This is a genomic window from Gordonia sp. CPCC 206044, assembly GCF_048537895.1.
In the GTDB taxonomy this organism is placed as follows: domain Bacteria; phylum Actinomycetota; class Actinomycetes; order Mycobacteriales; family Mycobacteriaceae; genus Gordonia.
Window position 1 is genome coordinate 429,167 of sequence record NZ_JBCLVL010000004.1, and the last position, 16,314, is coordinate 445,480.

A 16,314-nucleotide genomic window follows, 5' to 3' on the forward strand; every position below is an offset into this window, starting at 1 on the left:
CTGACACTTGTCATTTTTTCTGACACTTGTCAGACTCGAGGTCGAGTTCCGCGCCGGCAGCCCGCTGCGCGGACCGACGAGAGGTGTGGAAGATGTCCTTGACCCACGACGAAGCCGTCGAACGCGCTCGCGCCCTGGCGCCGAACATTGCCGCCCGCGCCCGCGAAGCCGAAGCGATGCGCCGACCGCACGACGACACCATCGCCGAGCTCATCGACGCCGACCTGATGCAGATCCTCACCCCCAAACGCTGGGGCGGCCACGAACTGAGCCTCGACACACATCGGGCCGTCGTCGAGATCGTCAGTGCCGCATGCATGTCCACCGGCTGGGTGTTCGCGTTCTACATCGGACACTCGGGGGTCTTCGCGACCCGATTCTCCGAACAGGCACAGAACGAGTTCTTCGCCGACCGCCCGTTCGTCCTGGCCCCGGCAACCACCTCGCCGACGACCCGGGCCGAGCGAGCCGACGGCGGATGGCTGGTCACCGGAAAGGTCCCCTGGGGCACCGGGATCATGCACGCCGACTGGGTGATCATCTCCGGGATCGGCTCCGACAAGCAGATGTACTCGTTCGCGATGCCGGTCGCCGACGTCCGCGTCGACGACGTCTGGCACATGGCAGGCATGGCCGCGACCGGCAGCAACGACATCGTCCTCGACAACGTCTTCGTCCCCGACCATCGCGTCGTGTCCCAGCGCGACGTCGCCACCGGTGACAGCGAGGGCACCAGACTCTTCGACAACCCGATCTACCATGCCCCGCTGCTGCCCTTCCTCTACGCACAGGCGATGCCGGTGTTCTCCGGCGCGCTACGGGGCGCAGCGAACTCGTTCGAGCAGATCACCCACCGCCGGGTCGGGACACACGGCGCAACGGTGATGAAGGACAACAAGTACGCCCACATCATGCTCGGACAGTCGAAGATCAACGCGCACATGGCCGAACGCCTCGTCGTCGATCAGATCCGGCAGACCGAACAACTATTCGGAGAGCGGTTCTCGGTGGCCGACCGCGCGCGCCTCAAGGGCAGCGCAGCGGCCATCGTCGAACACTGCCGCACCTCGGTCAACGAGATGGCGCACAGTGCCGGGTCGTCGAGCTTCTCCCACGACGTCCCGCTGCAACGGTTCTTCCGCGACATCAACATGCTCGCGACACATGCGTTCTGGGACTGGGAGGTGACCCGCGAACAGGTCGGCCGCGTCGCACTCGAACTCCCACCGACGTCGCCACTGGTCTGAGTTACCCCCGACGACACCACATCAAGTTCATCGCGCGTAAAACTCGATCAGGGGAAGGAGGGCGCGTCCGACGTCGTTGTGACCGTCATGACGATCGGCACCGCCCTCACGGTCGAGGGCACCGGAAATTCAGTGGACACCGTGATCGCACAGGCCCGCACCGCCGCGGACGCGGGCATCGGTGCCGTATGGCTGGGACAGCGATACGACTACGACGCGATCGCACTGGCCGGGATCATCGGCCGAGAAGTGCCCGAGGTGTCCGTGGGCACCTCGGCCGTGCCGATCTTCGGACGTCATCCACTGATCGTTGCCGCACAGGCCCAGACGGCGCAGGCGGCCACCCACGGGCGATTCGAACTGGGATTGGCCCTCGGGACACGGATACTCACCGAGAGTGCGTTCGGCATCGAGTTCCGCCGCCCGGCCCAACGCCTCGAAGAGTTCCTGACGGTGGCGCGCACGGTGCTGTCGACCGGATCTGTCGACTTCCACGGAACCGAGATCACCGCCTCGACGACCCTGCCGACCCGCCTGCCCGGCGCCGACACGGTGCCACCGATCCTGGTCGCCGCACTGGGGCCCCGAGCCCTGTCGGTTGCGGGACGGCTCGCCGACGGCATCCTCCCGTTCCTCGCGAATCCGACTGTGCTGGAACGGGACATCGTGCCGGCCTTGCATGCCGCCGCCGACGAGGCCGGACGGCCGGCACCGCGAGTGGTGGCACTGGTGCCAACGCTCGTCACCGACAACCCGGACGCGGGCCGCGCCGAATTGGCATCGGCGACCGCTCTGTACGACACCATCCCGTCGTACCGGCGGGTGATCGAACTCGGCGGACAGTCGACCGCGGCCGAGGTCGGACTGATCGGCTCAGCTGACGCCGTCCGAGCGGGACTGCGTGACTACCGGAACGCCGGCGCGACCGAGATCATCGTCACCCAGACCGGCCTGCTCGGCCCCGACGTAGAGCGCGCCACATGGGAGGCCGTCGCGGGTGCGGGCAACTGACGCCAGGACCAAGGACCCTGGCCGATGCCCCGACATCACGGTAATCTGATCACAACTGTTGTCAGAAATGCCGTTGCCGGGAGATCCATTCGATGAGCACAACCCGCCCACGTCGACAGACCGACGACACCGTCACGCTGGACGAGACATCGTTGCTGTGGCGTTTCGTCGGCGACCGGCGCTTCGTCATGTCGATGTGCCGTGCGGTGTCCCTGCAGATGCTGCATCCGTCGATCGCGACGGCAACGCATTCGTTCTCGATCGTGCCGCGGCGGGTGTTCGTCCACAAGCAACGGACCGCGCCCTGCATCATCCATTCCGCATACGACGACGGCTTCGACGATGTGCGGCTGATCCGCTACAGCCACGAGGAGTTCCACGGCAGCCGACCCGACGGAGCTCGCTACCACGCGCTGAATCCGTCGGTCTTCTTCTTCGAACACGCCACCTACGTCGACGCGCTGTTCGCATGCGTCGACGCCTTCTTCGGCGGGATCGACGACGCCGATCGCGCCCGGCTCTACGGCGAGACCTGTGAGTGGTATCGGCGTTACGGCATCTCCGCGCGCGAGATGCCCACGTCCCTGGCCGATTTCCACGACTACTTCGACCACGCCCTGGCCACCGAACTCGATCCCGATCCCGGCCTCGACTGGTATCGCGATCAACTCCTGCGACCCGACCACTGGTACTTCAAGAAACTGCCCACCGCCGCGATCCGCGCGATCCAACATCCTGTTGCCGCACAACATCTCGGCATCGAGGTCACCGCATCCGACCGCCGCGCACTGGCCGGGTTCGCCGGTCGACTGCGCGCCCGCGACCTCGTGACGCCGCGGCGCAACATCTATCCCGACGACGTCACCCACAAGGTTCTGGCGGCCCGGCGTCGTTGACCCGACGGGTACGCACCGGGATCGATCGGCGTTGTTGCTCCCCCACCAGGACTCGAACCTGGAATGCCTGAACCAAAATCAGAAGTGTTGCCGATTACACCATGGGGGATCACTGCGCAGACGATTGTGCCACAGCCCTGCTGCGGCTGATCGACGCGCGTTCCCGCTCCCCTGTTTCGTTCCCGCTCACTCAACCGAGTGAGCGGGAACGAGATCAGTGAGCGGGAAGACGGATCAGTCCTTGGGACCGCCGGCGACGTAGACGACCTGGCCGGAGACGAAGCCCGCGCCCTCGCTGATGAAGAACGACGCGGTGTGCGCGATGTCCTCGGGGGCACCGACACGGTTGACCGGGATCTCCTTGGCGGCAGCGGCCTTGAAGTCCTCGAAGGGCACGCCCACTCGCTCGGCGGTGGCGGCGGTCATCTCGGTCTCGATGAAGCCCGGAGCGATCGCGTTGGCGGTGACGCCGAACTTGCCCAGCTCGATCGCGAGGGTCTTGGTGAAGCCCTGCATACCTGCCTTGGCGGCCGAGTAGTTGACCTGGCCGCGGTTGCCCAGGGCAGACGTGCTCGACAGGTTGACGACGCGGCCCCAGCCGGCGTCGACCATGTACTTCTGTGCGGCGCGGGTGACCAGGAAGGCGCCACGCAGGTGCACGCCCATGACGGCGTCCCAGTCGGCGACGGACATCTTGAACAGCAGATTGTCACGGGTGATGCCGGCGTTGTTGACGACGACGGTCGGCGGGCCGAGCTCCTCGGCGACCTTGGTCACCGCAGTCGCCACCGACTCCTCGTTCGACACGTCCGCACCGACGGCCACGGCCTTGCCGCCCGCGTCGGTGATCGCCTTGACGGTGTCGGCGCACGAATCGGCGTTCAGGTCCAGCACGGCCACGGCCAGACCGTCGGACGCCAGCCGCTTGGCGACCGCCGCGCCGATACCGCGCGCTGCGCCCGTGACGATCGCGACTTTCTGTGTGCTCATCTTGGATGTACCTCCATGTGGTCTGTGATAGGCATCCCGCCCACAAGTGTTCTATCAGGCGTGTCACCGGCGGGTGAGGGCACAGTCGGTGAAGGCCGGTGCGTAACATCGGGCGCGTCCGCGGTCGCGGCATCGCCATCGCCTCGCCCACGACCTCGAATCCCGACAGCGGAGGTTGACATGCCGTCCTCACCGACCACCGCCGTGATCGTCCTGGCCGCCGGCGCAGGGACTCGGATGAAGTCCAAAACGCCGAAGATCCTGCACACCCTCGGTGGCCACCCGATGATCTGGCATGCGTTGCGCGGTGCCGCCGCGCTGAAACCCGACCATGTGATCGCCGTGGTCGGTCACGAACGTGCACGCATCGAGTCGGCGATCGACGCCATCGGCACGAGCATCGGCCGCGAGATCACCGTCGCCCAACAGACCGAGCAGCTCGGTACCGGGCACGCGGTTCTCGCCGGTCTGGCCGCGTTGCCCGCCGACTTCACCGGGACCGTCGTCGTCACGCCGGGCGATGTGCCGCTCCTCGACGGCCCGACACTCGAGGCACTGGTCGCCCATCATGAAGCTGACACCGGCGCGGGGGTGACCGTCACCGGCTTCATCGCCCCTGACCCGGCCGGCTACGGACGCATCCTGCGCACCGACGACGGCGCCGATGTCCTCGCGATCGTCGAGCATCGTGACGCCACGGACGAACAACTCGCCATCACCGAGGTCAATGCGGGCGTCTATGCCTTCGACGCGGCACTGCTGCGTACCGCGCTGACCCAACTGTCCACCGACAACACGCAGGGCGAGTACTACCTCACCGACGTGGTTGAGATCGCCCGCACGGCAGGCGCGACGGTTCGCGCGTACACCGTCGACGACCCCTATCTCGTCGCCGGCTGCAACGACCGCGCCCAGTTGTCCGACCTCGCGACCGAACTCAATCGCCGTGTCGTGCGTCGCCATCAGTTGGCCGGGGTGACCGTGGTGGACCCCGCCAGCACCTGGATCGACGTCGACGTCACCATCGGCCAGGATGTCCGCATCGAACCCGGCACCCAGCTGCAGGGCGGCACCGCCATCGCCGACGACGCGACCGTCGGACCCGACACCACGCTGCGCGACGTCACCGTCGGGGCCGGGGCGGCCGTGATCCGCACCCATGGCAGCGAGGCCGAGATCGGCGAGGGCGCCAACGTCGGGCCGTTCGCCTACCTGCGCCCGGGCACGCGTCTCGGCGTCAAGGGCAAGATCGGCACCTTCGTGGAGACCAAGAACGCCGAGATCGGCGACGGCTCCAAGGTCCCGCACCTCACCTACGTCGGCGACGCGACGATCGGCGACGGCACCAACATCGGTGCGTCGAGCGTCTTCGTCAATTACGACGGCGTGAGCAAACACCGTACGGTGATCGGGTCCCACTGCCGCACCGGTTCTGACAACATGTTTGTGGCACCGGTACAGGTCGGCGACGGCGCGTACACCGGAGCAGGTACGGTTTTGCGGGACGACGTCCCACCCGGCGCGCTCGCGGTGTCGTCGGGACCACAACGAAATATCGACAACTGGGTGGTGCGCAAGCGCCCGGACACCGAGTCGGCGCGCGCCGCGCTCGATGCCCAACAGGCCGATTCGGTCAACAGCCGGCCCGGCACGTAACAGCGCACCGTCTGACCGCAGTACATATCTAGTAGAAGGTTTCCATGACCTGGACCACGGACAACCAGAAGAACTTGATGCTGTTCTCTGGCCGCGCTCACCCCGATCTCGCACAAGCCGTCGCCGATGAACTCGGGATCAAGGTGACACCCCAGACTGCACGCGACTTCGCCAACGGAGAGATCTTCGTACGGTTCGAGGAGTCGGTACGTGGTTCCGACGCCTTCGTCCTGCAGAGCTGCCCCTACCCGATGAATCAGTGGGTCATGGAGTCGCTCATCATGATCGACGCTCTCAAGCGCGGCTCGGCCAAACGCATCAGCGTGATCCTCCCCTTCTACCCGTACGCCCGGCAGGACAAGAAACACCGTGGGCGCGAGCCGATCTCGGCTCGCCTGATCGCCGACCTGTTGAAGGCGGCGGGCGCGGACCGAATCATCACGGTCGACCTGCACACCGATCAGATCCAGGGCTTCTTCGACGGTCCGGTCGACCACATGCACGCCCAGGGTCAGCTCGCCGACTACGTGCGGGAGAACTACGGCACCGACAACGTGACCGTCGTGTCGCCGGACTCCGGCCGCGTGCGCGTCGCCGAGAAGTGGGCCGACTCCCTCAACGGCGCACCGCTGGCCTTCATCCACAAGACCCGTGACCCGTTGGTCCCCAACCAGGTGAAGTCCAACCGTGTGGTCGGCGACGTCGAGGGCCGCACCTGCGTGCTGATCGACGACATGATCGACACCGGCGGCACCATCGCCGGTGCGGTGAAGGTCCTCAACGACGCCGGCGCCGGTGACGTGATCATCGCAACCACCCACGGCGTCTTCTCCGATCCGGCTGCCGAACGGCTCGCCAACTGCGGCGCCAAGGAGGTCATCGCGACCGACACCCTGCCGATCCCCGAGGAGAAGCGCTTCGCAAACCTCACCGTGTTGTCGATCGCACCGCTGCTCGCACAGACGATCCGCGAGGTCTTCGAGAACGGCTCGGTGACGAGTCTCTTCAACGGCAGCGCGTAGACGCACCGACGACGACCCACAGCCGCGGGCCGTCTGGGCAGATCTGAGTGAAGCTTCACACAGTTCTGCACGGACGGCCCGCGGCTGCGTTGTCCGGAGCTCGTCGTCGTCCGGCGATCATGCCGTCGGGAGATCATGCCGTCGGGAGATCATGCCCGGGAATCGACGTCGCCCGGAGATCACCGGAGACGAACACGTAGACCGGTAGGCTGACCTCCGTGGACGCGACGATCTATCACAATCCGAAGTGCTCGACCTCCCGCAAGGCCCTGGACAAACTCCGTGAGGCCGGCGTGGAACCCGACATCGTGAAGTACGTGAACGAGCCGTACACCCGCGAACAGCTCACGACGATGATCTCCGATGCCGGGCTGACCGTCCGGGAGGCCGCCCGCAAACGTGAGGCCCTGTACAAAGAACTCGATCTCGACGCACGCTCCGACGACGAACTGCTCACCGAGATGGTGGCCAATCCTATTCTCGTCGAGCGGCCTTTCGTGGTGACCGACAAGGGAACTCGCCTGGCCCGCCCGATCGACAGGCTCGACGAGATTCTCTGACCGGACAATTATTCGGGCATCCCCGGCAACCCTCGCAACGCCGGTCGTCAGCACGACGGTTCCGTGTTAGACCGAACCACCAATATATTTAGCAATGCTAATAAAAAAGGTGGTGTACGAACGTGTGTGGAATCACCGGTTGGGTCGATTACGCCGACAACCTGGCGAACAAGCGACGAATCCTCGAAGAGATGACCTCGACGATGAGCGATCGGGGTCCCGACGACGCGGGCGTCTACCTCGACCGCCACGTCGGCCTGGGACACCGACGGCTGGCGATCATCGATCTCCCACTCGGCCGCCAACCGATGGTCGTCGGCACCGCCGCCGGCGATGTCGTGATCGTCTACAGCGGTGAGACCTACAACTTCGGCGAACTCCGCACGGAACTGATCGCTCGAGGGCACGAGTTCGACACCGACAGCGACACCGAGGTCGTGTTGCACGGCTATCTGGAGTGGGGCACCGACGTCGTCGATCACCTCAACGGCATGTACGCCTTCGCGATCTGGGACGGCCGCTGCGAGCAGCTGATCATGGTCCGCGATCGGCTCGGCATCAAGCCGTTCTACTTCTCGCGGACGGCAGACGGCGTGGTGTTCGGATCCGAACCCAAGGCGATCCTCGCCAATCCCCTTGTGTCGCACCGGGTCGGCAAGGACGGACTCCGAGAGCTGTTCGCGATGACCAAGACCCCGGGCTGGGCACTCTGGGAGGACATCCACGAGGTGGAACCCGGGACGGTCATGACGGTCTCACGCGACACGATGTCGACCCGGACGTACTGGTCGCTGCCCGAACGCCCCCATCCCGACGACACCGACGCGACCGTCGCACACGTGCGCTCGCTGCTCACCGACACCGTCGACCGACAGCTCGTGGCCGACGTCCCGCGGTGCGTCCTGCTCTCTGGCGGACTGGACTCCAGCGCCCTCACCGGCCTCGCCGCCGCCCGACTCGGCGCGGAAGGTCAACGCGTACATACCTATTCGGTCGATTTCGTCGCCCAAGAAGAGAACTTCCAACCCGACGAGATGAGGGACACCCCCGACTCACCGTATGTCCGAGACGTCGCCGCGCATGTGCGCTCGATGCACCGCGACGTGGTGCTCGACCCCGCAGACCTGACCGACCCGGATGTTCGCCGGACCGTGATCCGAGCCCGCGACATCCCGGCCGGACTCGGCGACATGGATGCATCACTCTATTTGTTGTTCAAGGCGATTCGCGACGAGTCGACGGTGGCGCTGTCCGGCGAGTCCGCCGACGAGGTGTTCGGCGGCTACCGGTGGTTCTTCGACGAGGAGGCCACCTCGGCGGAGACGTTCCCGTGGCTGGCCTTCGACAACACCATGACACGATCGCGCTACTCGATGCTGACACCGGAGCTCAAGAGTGACCTCGACATCGAGACCTACATCGCCGATCAATACGCGTCGGCGCGCGCGGCGGTTCCCGACGTCCCCGGCGAGTCCGCACAGGAGCGACGTATGCGTGTCATCTGCAACCTCCATCTGACCCGGTTCGTGCGGATGCTGCTCGACCGCAAGGATCGCGCCTCGATGGCGGTTGGCCTCGAGGTCCGTGTGCCGTTCTGCGATCACCGGCTCGTCGAATACGTGTACAACACGCCGTGGGCCATGAAGACCTTCGACGGCCAGGAGAAAAGTCTGCTGCGCCACGCCACCGAACACGTGCTCCCGCGGTCTGTGGTCAACCGGACCAAGAGTCCATACCCGTCGACCCAGGACGTCAAGTACACGCAGGCCCTGCAGTACCAACTGGCCGATGTGGCCGCCGAGCGCACCCATCAGGTGTTCGACGTGGTCGATCACGGCGCGGTGCGGGCCATGGTCGCGGCCGACTCCCACGACGTACCCGGTGACCTGCGCTCGCAGATGGACCGGGTCCTCGACCTCTACCACTGGATCGAGATGTACTCACCGGAGCTGCAGCTCGCGTGACGCACCGGGATGTCGGTGCCGTCTACCCCGCGATCGCCGGTTTTGCGGGCAACGGTTTGCTCGCGGCGGGGATGACGGCTCCGACCACTCCCCTGAGCAACGCCTTGGTCATGTCGAAGTAGTCGAAGTAGTCACGCCACACGGTGATCCGGGCGTCCCGGACCTCGAAACGACCGCACACCCAGAACTGGGCGACCAGCCGACCGACCCGCAGTTCGTCGATCCGTTCGGTGATGACGACCGGACCGTCGGCGGCCACGTTGATCATCTGGTAGTTGAAGCCCAACGACGGGCGAGATATCGGGGCGAAGATCTTGGCCACCTTGTGTTTCCCGTTGACGGTCGGCAACGACACGTTGGTGTAGGCGATGTGGTCGTCGACGGCCTCGAGGGCGCGATCGAGGTCGCCGCGCGCGAGGTCGTCGAGGAAGCCGGTCACGATCTCGATGGGGGTCTGCGAGGTCATGGCGCCAGTATGCCTGTCACCCGGGGTCACGGGAACACCGTTGGCCGCTTTGCCATGGCACAGTCCCGATGTGACATCGGCCCTGGACATCGACTATTCTGGTCGGGCTGTCTCGGCGAGGGTGAGCGATCACCGTTATCGGCGCGACCATCTGTGCCTCCTCCGTGGGTGCTCTGCACACCCGGACGGTTCGGTTCGATGCCGCCCGCCGCGACCGAATAGGACCGCCGCGGTTCACCGCGAACCGCCGAACGAGGAGAAGAACACATGGCCACCGATGCCGCCAAGCTGTCCGTGACGACCCGCACCGAGAAGGGCAAGGGCGCCGCTCGTCGTGCCCGCCGCGAGGGCCAGGTCCCCGCCGTCCTCTACGGTCACGGCTCGGACCCGCAGCACCTCAACCTCCCGGCCCGCGATCTCGCCGCGATCCTGCGCGCCAACGGCACCAACGCCATCATCGATCTCGACATCGAGGGCACCAGCCAGCTCGCGCTGACCAAGCAGATCGACGTCCACCCGATCCGCAACTACATCGAGCACGTCGACCTGCTCGTGATCCGCCGCGGCGAGAAGGTCACCGTCGAGGTCTACGTCGTCGTCGAGGGCGACGCCGCTGCCGGCACCCTGGTCGTCCAGGACGCCAGCTACGTGGAGATCGAGGCCGACGCGCTGTCGATCCCCGAGCAGCTCGTGGTGAGCGTCGAAGGCGTCGCGGCGGGCACCGCCATCCACGCCTCCGATCTGGATCTGCCGGCCGGCGTCGAACTCGTCAGCGACCCGGACCTGCTCATCGTCGCCATCAACGAGTCGCCGACCTCCAGCGACCTCGACACCGAGGGCGAAGAGAGCGAAGGCGAAGCTGCCGAGGCACCGGCCGAGTCGGCCGAATAATCCGGCACCACTCACCACACGGTGAAACTGATTGTCGGACTGGGTAATCCTGGTCCGAAGTACGAGAAGACGAGGCACAACATCGGCGCGATGGTCGCCGATGGCCTCGTCGCCTCGGCCGGCGAGCGGTGGAAACTGCACAAGAAATCGGGGGCCGAGGCCGCCCCGATCACCATCGCCGGCCACCAGGTGATCGTCGCCCGTTCACGCACGTACATGAACGTGACCGGGCGTCAGATCGGCCCGCTGGCCAAGTTCTATTCGATCGGCCCCGACGATCTGATCGTGCTGCACGACGAGCTGGACATCGACTTCGGCGTCGTACGCCTCAAACGCGGCGGCGGCGAAGGCGGACACAACGGGCTGCGCTCCATCAGTCAGACCATGGGATCGCGTGACTACCTCCGCGTCCGCCTCGGCATCGGTCGTCCGCCCGGTCGTCAGGACCCGGCAGATTTCGTCCTCAAACCCTTCCCGTCGTCGGCACGGGCCGATGTGGAGTTGCTCGTCGAGAACGGGATCGAAGCGACGGAGACCTTGGTCGCCCAGGGCCTGGATGCAGCCCAGAACGTCGTCCACGCCTGGTCCTGATCACCTCATCGACTGCGAACCGTCAACCGGTGGTGTAACGATGAGTCGGTGACGGATGCCGCGCTGAGCCTGCTCATCCTCGGTGTCACCGTCGCCCTGTTCGTCTGGAACCGCCTCCCCGTCGGGGTCGTCGCGGTCGCCTCTGCCCTGGCGCTCTACTTCTTCGACCTGATCGACCTGAAGGGTTTGACGTCGGGCTTCGGCGACAGCGTCATCGTCTTCATCGCGGCACTGTTCATCGTCAGTGAAGGTCTCGAGGCCTCCGGCATCACCGCCTGGGCGGGCAGGCTGCTGACCCGAGCAGCAGGCACCACACGGGTCCGGGTGCTGGGCGCCATCGCGCTGCTCGCCGCGATCCTCTCGGCACTGATCACGATCAACGGCGCCGCAGCGGCCCTGGTGCCGGTCACCGTCGCGGTCGCCCGGCACGCATCCATCGGGCCGTCGAAGATCCTGGTCCCCCTCGCCTACTCGTGTAGTGCGGGTTCGTTACTGGCCCTCAGCGGCAGCCCGGTGAACGTCATCGTCAACGACGCCGCCCGGGATGCGACCGGCGCAGGCTTCGGGTATTTCGAGTTCGCGTTGGTCGGTGTCCCGCTGGTGATACTGACCTACGGCGCGATCGCACTGTTCGGCGACCGTTTGCTACCGACACGGGAATCCGACGACCTTCCAGTCGATTTCGGCAATTACGTGGGACAGGTCGTCGACCATTACGGGCTCGACGACCGGATCTACCGGTTGCACGTCGACCCCGAGTCGGCATGTGTCGGCAAGACTGCCCATCAGTTGCTCGCCGGCACCGAGATCGTCGGGATCGCCGTCCAGGGCGCGCGGGAGAGTACGCCGCTGGGCGACGACCACGACGTCGCCGCGGGTGACGTGATGGTCGTGTCCGGCTCCGGTTCCGCGGTCGACGATTTCGCCCGCACCCATGACCTCACCCTGGAGGATGTCGCCGGCCGGCGCGGCACCCGCGGGCGGCTGGTCGACCGCGACGTCGGCATCAGCGAGATCGTCGTTCCGCCACGCTCCGATCTGATCGGTCAACCGGTCTTCCCCGGAATGATCCGGCCCGACACCGGATTGCTCGTCCTGTCCGTGCGGCGACGCAGCTCCGACGTCGGGCCACGGATGGTCGACCTGGTCGAGGGCGACACCATGCTGGTGCACGGTCCATGGCAGGCGATCGACGCACTCGAGGAGGATCAGCAGGTTCTGGTGGTCGCGTCGTCGGAGGAACTGCGCAGGCAGACCGTGCCGCTGCATCGCACCGCGCCGCGGGCCGGGATCATCCTGGTCGCGATGATCGTCTTGCTGGCCTCGGGGCTGGTGCCTCCTGTGGTGGCCGCGCTACTCGGCGCCGTCGCGATGGTGGGCAGCCGCGTCCTGACGACCGAACAGGCCTATCGCGCGGTGTCGTGGGAGACCATCGTGCTCATCGCGGCGCTCATCCCGATGTCGTCGGCGATCACGAGCAGCGGCGCCGCCGAGGACATCGCCCGGCCCATCGTCGATGCCGTGTCCGATCACAGCCCGTACGTGTTGCTCGTGGTGCTGTTCGCGTTGACGGCGGCATTGGGCCAGTTCATCAGCAACGCCGCGACGACCCTGATCGTCATCCCCATCGCGTTGGCGGCCGCCGCCGATGTCGGGGTGGACGCGAGGCCGGTGCTGATGTTGGTGTGTACCGCCGGCGCCGCCGCACTGCTCACGCCGATCGCGACACCCGCCAACATGATCGTCATGAACCCGGGCGGCTACCGTTTCGGCGACTACTGGCGTCTCGGTGCGGTGGTCATGCTGGTGTGGCTGGTCGTCGCAGTCGGGATCATCCCGGTCTTCTGGCCGCTGTGACCGACCGCGGCGGGCGCAGGCGAAGCAAAGGACCAAAGGGCCACGTGGGCTTGGGTCAGAGCTGACTAGAATCGCACCGTCCGATCAACGAGGAACGGAGACTGCGGTGGGTATTGCGGCGAAGACCGGGCACCAGAATGTTGCGATGTTGGGCATCGGTGCGTACCGACCGCAACGTCTCGTCAGCAACGACGAGGTCTGCGAGGTCCTCGACTCCACCGACGAATGGATCTTCGAGCGGAGCGGCATCCGCAATCGCCGCTGGATCAGCGGCGACGAGACCGCGCGTTCGATGGCCGCGGTCGCCGCCGAGCGCGCGATCCGCAACTCGGGTGTCCCCAGGGAGAAGATCGGCGCGCTGATCCTGGCGACCAACAGCTGGAAGACCAAGATCCCGCATGGCGGCCCGATCGTCGCCTACGACATCGGACTCAACGGAATCGCCGCCTACGACGTCGCCGCGGGCTGCGGTGGCTTCGGATACGGACTCGGGATCGCTGCCGACACGGTGCGAGCCGGGTCGGCGGAGTACGTGCTCGTCGTCGGCGTGGAGACGATGTCGGTGGTGATGGAACCGACCGACCGCGACACCGCGTTCATCTTCGGCGACGGTGCAGGCGCGGTCGTCGTCGGGCCGAGCACCGACAACGGCATCTCTCCCACCGTCTGGGGCAGCGACGGTGAGAACGCCGAGGCGATCGGCCAGAACTGGGACATCCCGGAGTACATGGATCGTGCCGAGGAGTTCCAGCACAGGGATCCGGCCACCGACCCGGTCGGGCGCATGGTCGTCACCATGCAGGGTCCGCGAGTGTTCAGATGGGCGGCGATCACCCTACCCAAGGCCCTGACCAGCGTCCTGGAGACCTCCGGGGTCGGCATCGAGGACATCGAGGTGTTCGTGCCGCACCAAGCGAACGCCCGCATCAACGAACTGATGAAGAAGAACCTCGGACTCGCCGAGGAGGTGCCGATGGCCAACGACATCGAGAACACCGGTAACACATCGGCGGCATCGATTCCGCTCGCCATGGAGGAGATGCTCGCGACCGGTAAGGCCAAGGGCGGCCAGACCGCGCTCCTACTCGGTTTCGGGGCGGGCCTCAGTTACGCCGGTGCAGTGGTGACACTTCCGCCTGCACCGACGGAGACGAGTTTCGACGAGCGGTAGACCGTCGGGCTCTCGGGCAGCCCTGTGCACCCCGGACACACCCACTCACGGGTTGTCGGACGCGCCTTCGCCTGAGCTCTCGGACTGCGCGTCCAGCGTGTGAGCATCCCATCCTGTCGGCAGGTGGTTTTCGGGCGTCGCGATATGGCCGCCGTTCGGGTGCCCGCCGTGTCTACTGGTCGGCGAGCACCCGAACGGGGTTTCCCTGTTCACACCGTGGAGTTTTCAAGGGTCGTGTACGTCCCGGGGCTGTCCTGGGTCGTTGGTCTAGGCGTTGGTGAGAGTTGTGGTGGGTCAGCCTGTTTCGGCTCTGCGGATGTGCTCGGTATCGAATCCGCGCGCGGGATGCTCACCCGCCGCCGATCGAGTAGCGCGCGAGGCGCAAGGCGAGCGAGCGTATCGAGATCAACCTCCTGACTGTGCCTTCACTGCGGGCGGTGGCCGCAGAGACCGGGGCAGGCGGGCGCTCACTGGGGTGGTCAGGCTGCGAGTGTCATGGTGCGTCGGTTGTAGGCCGGCAATGGAGTCCGTGTCGGGTCGACGTCGGCGGGTGGGATCAGCCAGGGATGTCGGTCGGCGCCCATGATGATCTCCCAGTCTGATGCGTGGATTTGGGCGTGGCAGGCGGTGCACAACAGGCAGCCGTTGTCGATGACGGTGGCACCACCGCGTGACCAGTAGATGATGTGGTGACACTGGGTGAATCCGGCGGCGGCGCCGCACTTCACGCAGCATTGGTCACGCACGATCAACGCTTTACGCTGCTGGACGGTGAACAACCTCGCTGCGTTGCTCACGCCGAGGGGCGCGCCGTGCTCGTCGACCTCGAACACGGTGACCGCGGAATCACACGCCACCAAATGTGCCGTGGTCTGCGAGACCGGACCCAACCATTCCAGAGACGCACGATCCGGATGGTCGGCGGGCACGGTCACACTCACCTGCGTTTTCGGGGCGACCACCAAGTCGGCGTCACCTGTTCTGGTGGCTTTGGCCGCGGCATCCAGGATCATCTCCAATGCATCGGCACGCCGCTGCCCGGCCGACCGGGCGTCCTCGGATCCGTCGGGTTCAGGCCGTTTGCGGGACAGGGATTCGACGGCGGACACGAACTTCTCGCCGGTGACGATGTCGAGATTGGCGAACACCTCCAACCGACCATCACCGGCCACGGTCGTGGAGACCTCGTTGATCGTCCGGTCCTCGGCGGCCGGCAGCCCGTCCTGGTCGTCGGCGATCTGATTGCCGCGCGAGCGCGCCACCGCGAGTACCTCGCGTGGGGTGGCGCCGGAGAAGGCTTGGGCGATCAGGGCGAGTTCGTGTTCGATCACCGACCCCGCCGAGAGCGGTTCCGGCGCCCGTTGATCGATGTGGGCCATCCCGCGCACCACCGCGTCGACGTGTTCGCCGGAGAACACGCCGTCCGCAGAGTAGGCCGCGACGCGTTCCAGCCGGTCCAGGGCCGTCCCGATGCGTAGCCAGCGGTCGGCGACCGCCGGAGCAGCCCCCATCTCGATCAGCAGTCGTCGCGTGCGGCCGCCGGAACGCTGTGCCACCCCCAACCTGTCCATCGCCGCCACATGCACGGCCAGTTGGTGGTCGACGAGGTTACGCACGTCCATCAATGTCTTCGTGGTGTCGAAGACGTGGCGACCGGTCGCATCGGCGTCGATCGTCACCTCACGCAGCAGGGGTATCAGGGTGTCCAACGGCATGACTCGATTGTAGTCGAACATACGTGCCCATGGAAGAATTCATCCACAGTTATCGGACTGTGCTGCAATATCTTTCACCACCACAGTCGTCACCTAATTGCCATTGTAAAGGCACCCTCCGACAAGTTCGGGATGGTGAGTCCTGTTGGTGCACAGGGGTAGTAAGCCGTGCCTGTTGATCGAGTAGTGTCCGAGCGCGCTGAGGTGTCCCTGAGTCCGCTGATCGAGTAGCGTCCGAGCGCAGCGAGGCCGCGTATCGAGAACTGGTGCCAGAACA

At 66.0% G+C, this 16,314-nt stretch carries 14 protein-coding genes and 1 tRNA gene; 11 read left to right on the forward strand and 4 right to left on the reverse strand.

Features of this window, described 5'->3' with window-relative positions:
* The first annotated feature begins 92 nt into the window (after nucleotides 1-92).
* The 3 genes from AAFP35_RS08585 to AAFP35_RS08595 all read left to right on the forward strand — a co-directional run bounded on the left by AAFP35_RS08585 (nucleotide 93) and on the right by AAFP35_RS08595 (nucleotide 3,154).
* Nucleotides 93-1,247: an acyl-CoA dehydrogenase family protein gene (locus tag AAFP35_RS08585; RefSeq protein ID WP_419221132.1), complete on the forward strand. Its 1,155-nt coding sequence runs from the start codon at nucleotides 93-95 to the stop codon at nucleotides 1,245-1,247.
* Nucleotides 1,248-1,334: 87 nt separating this feature from the next.
* Complete coding sequence (locus AAFP35_RS08590) at nucleotides 1,335-2,258, forward strand: TIGR03564 family F420-dependent LLM class oxidoreductase (RefSeq protein ID WP_419221133.1); 924 nt, start codon at nucleotides 1,335-1,337, stop codon at nucleotides 2,256-2,258.
* A 92-nt stretch (nucleotides 2,259-2,350) separates the two neighbouring features.
* Nucleotides 2,351-3,154, forward strand: a complete 804-nt coding sequence (locus AAFP35_RS08595) for an oxygenase MpaB family protein (protein ID WP_419221134.1) — start codon at nucleotides 2,351-2,353, stop codon at nucleotides 3,152-3,154.
* Nucleotides 3,155-3,191: 37 nt separating this feature from the next.
* Here the strand turns inward: AAFP35_RS08595 and AAFP35_RS08600 are convergent.
* Both AAFP35_RS08600 and AAFP35_RS08605 read right to left on the reverse strand, forming a co-directional pair.
* A tRNA-Gln gene (locus AAFP35_RS08600) sits at nucleotides 3,192-3,263 on the reverse strand.
* A gap of 125 nt (nucleotides 3,264-3,388) precedes the next feature.
* On the reverse strand, nucleotides 3,389-4,144 hold the full coding sequence (locus AAFP35_RS08605) for an SDR family oxidoreductase (RefSeq protein ID WP_419221135.1): 756 nt from the start codon (nucleotides 4,142-4,144) through the stop codon (nucleotides 3,389-3,391).
* Between the two features lie 180 nt (nucleotides 4,145-4,324).
* On the opposite strand from AAFP35_RS08605, the gene glmU reads away from it, so the two are divergent.
* From glmU to asnB, 4 genes are all read left to right on the forward strand, one after another.
* On the forward strand, nucleotides 4,325-5,800 hold the full coding sequence (glmU, locus tag AAFP35_RS08610) for a bifunctional UDP-N-acetylglucosamine diphosphorylase/glucosamine-1-phosphate N-acetyltransferase GlmU (RefSeq protein ID WP_419221136.1): 1,476 nt from the start codon (nucleotides 4,325-4,327) through the stop codon (nucleotides 5,798-5,800).
* A gap of 44 nt (nucleotides 5,801-5,844) precedes the next feature.
* On the forward strand, nucleotides 5,845-6,822 hold the full coding sequence (locus AAFP35_RS08615) for a ribose-phosphate diphosphokinase (RefSeq protein WP_419221137.1): 978 nt from the start codon (nucleotides 5,845-5,847) through the stop codon (nucleotides 6,820-6,822).
* A gap of 218 nt (nucleotides 6,823-7,040) precedes the next feature.
* Complete coding sequence (gene arsC, locus AAFP35_RS08620; RefSeq protein ID WP_419221138.1) at nucleotides 7,041-7,382, forward strand: arsenate reductase (glutaredoxin); 342 nt, start codon at nucleotides 7,041-7,043, stop codon at nucleotides 7,380-7,382.
* Between the two features lie 122 nt (nucleotides 7,383-7,504).
* The gene (asnB, locus tag AAFP35_RS08625) at nucleotides 7,505-9,346 is read left to right on the forward strand and encodes an asparagine synthase (glutamine-hydrolyzing) (protein ID WP_419221139.1); all 1,842 of its coding nucleotides are present in this window, start codon (nucleotides 7,505-7,507) and stop codon (nucleotides 9,344-9,346) included.
* A 22-nt stretch (nucleotides 9,347-9,368) separates the two neighbouring features.
* On the opposite strand, the gene AAFP35_RS08630 is transcribed toward asnB, so the two are convergent.
* Nucleotides 9,369-9,812 (reverse strand): limonene-1,2-epoxide hydrolase family protein, encoded by a 444-nt coding sequence (locus tag AAFP35_RS08630; protein ID WP_419221140.1) that lies wholly within the window; start codon nucleotides 9,810-9,812, stop codon nucleotides 9,369-9,371.
* A gap of 267 nt (nucleotides 9,813-10,079) precedes the next feature.
* Between AAFP35_RS08630 and AAFP35_RS08635 the strand changes: the two genes are divergently transcribed.
* The 4 genes from AAFP35_RS08635 (at nucleotide 10,080) to AAFP35_RS08650 (ending at nucleotide 14,322) form a co-directional block, all read left to right on the forward strand.
* Nucleotides 10,080-10,703 carry a 50S ribosomal protein L25/general stress protein Ctc gene (locus AAFP35_RS08635; RefSeq protein WP_419221141.1) on the forward strand — a complete coding sequence of 208 codons (624 nt, stop codon included), beginning with the start codon at nucleotides 10,080-10,082 and terminating at the stop codon, nucleotides 10,701-10,703.
* A gap of 21 nt (nucleotides 10,704-10,724) precedes the next feature.
* Entirely contained in the window at nucleotides 10,725-11,294 is a 570-nt protein-coding gene (gene pth, locus AAFP35_RS08640; protein WP_419221142.1) for an aminoacyl-tRNA hydrolase, read from the forward strand.
* A 48-nt stretch (nucleotides 11,295-11,342) separates the two neighbouring features.
* The gene (locus AAFP35_RS08645) at nucleotides 11,343-13,151 is read left to right on the forward strand and encodes an SLC13 family permease (RefSeq protein ID WP_419221143.1); all 1,809 of its coding nucleotides are present in this window, start codon (nucleotides 11,343-11,345) and stop codon (nucleotides 13,149-13,151) included.
* Between the two features lie 145 nt (nucleotides 13,152-13,296).
* On the forward strand, nucleotides 13,297-14,322 hold the full coding sequence (locus AAFP35_RS08650; protein WP_419221171.1) for a beta-ketoacyl-ACP synthase 3: 1,026 nt from the start codon (nucleotides 13,297-13,299) through the stop codon (nucleotides 14,320-14,322).
* A gap of 479 nt (nucleotides 14,323-14,801) precedes the next feature.
* Here AAFP35_RS08650 and AAFP35_RS08655 read toward each other — a convergent pair whose 3' ends face one another.
* The gene (locus tag AAFP35_RS08655) at nucleotides 14,802-16,058 is read right to left on the reverse strand and encodes an HNH endonuclease (RefSeq protein WP_419221144.1); all 1,257 of its coding nucleotides are present in this window, start codon (nucleotides 16,056-16,058) and stop codon (nucleotides 14,802-14,804) included.
* Between the last annotated feature and the right edge of the window lie 256 nt (nucleotides 16,059-16,314).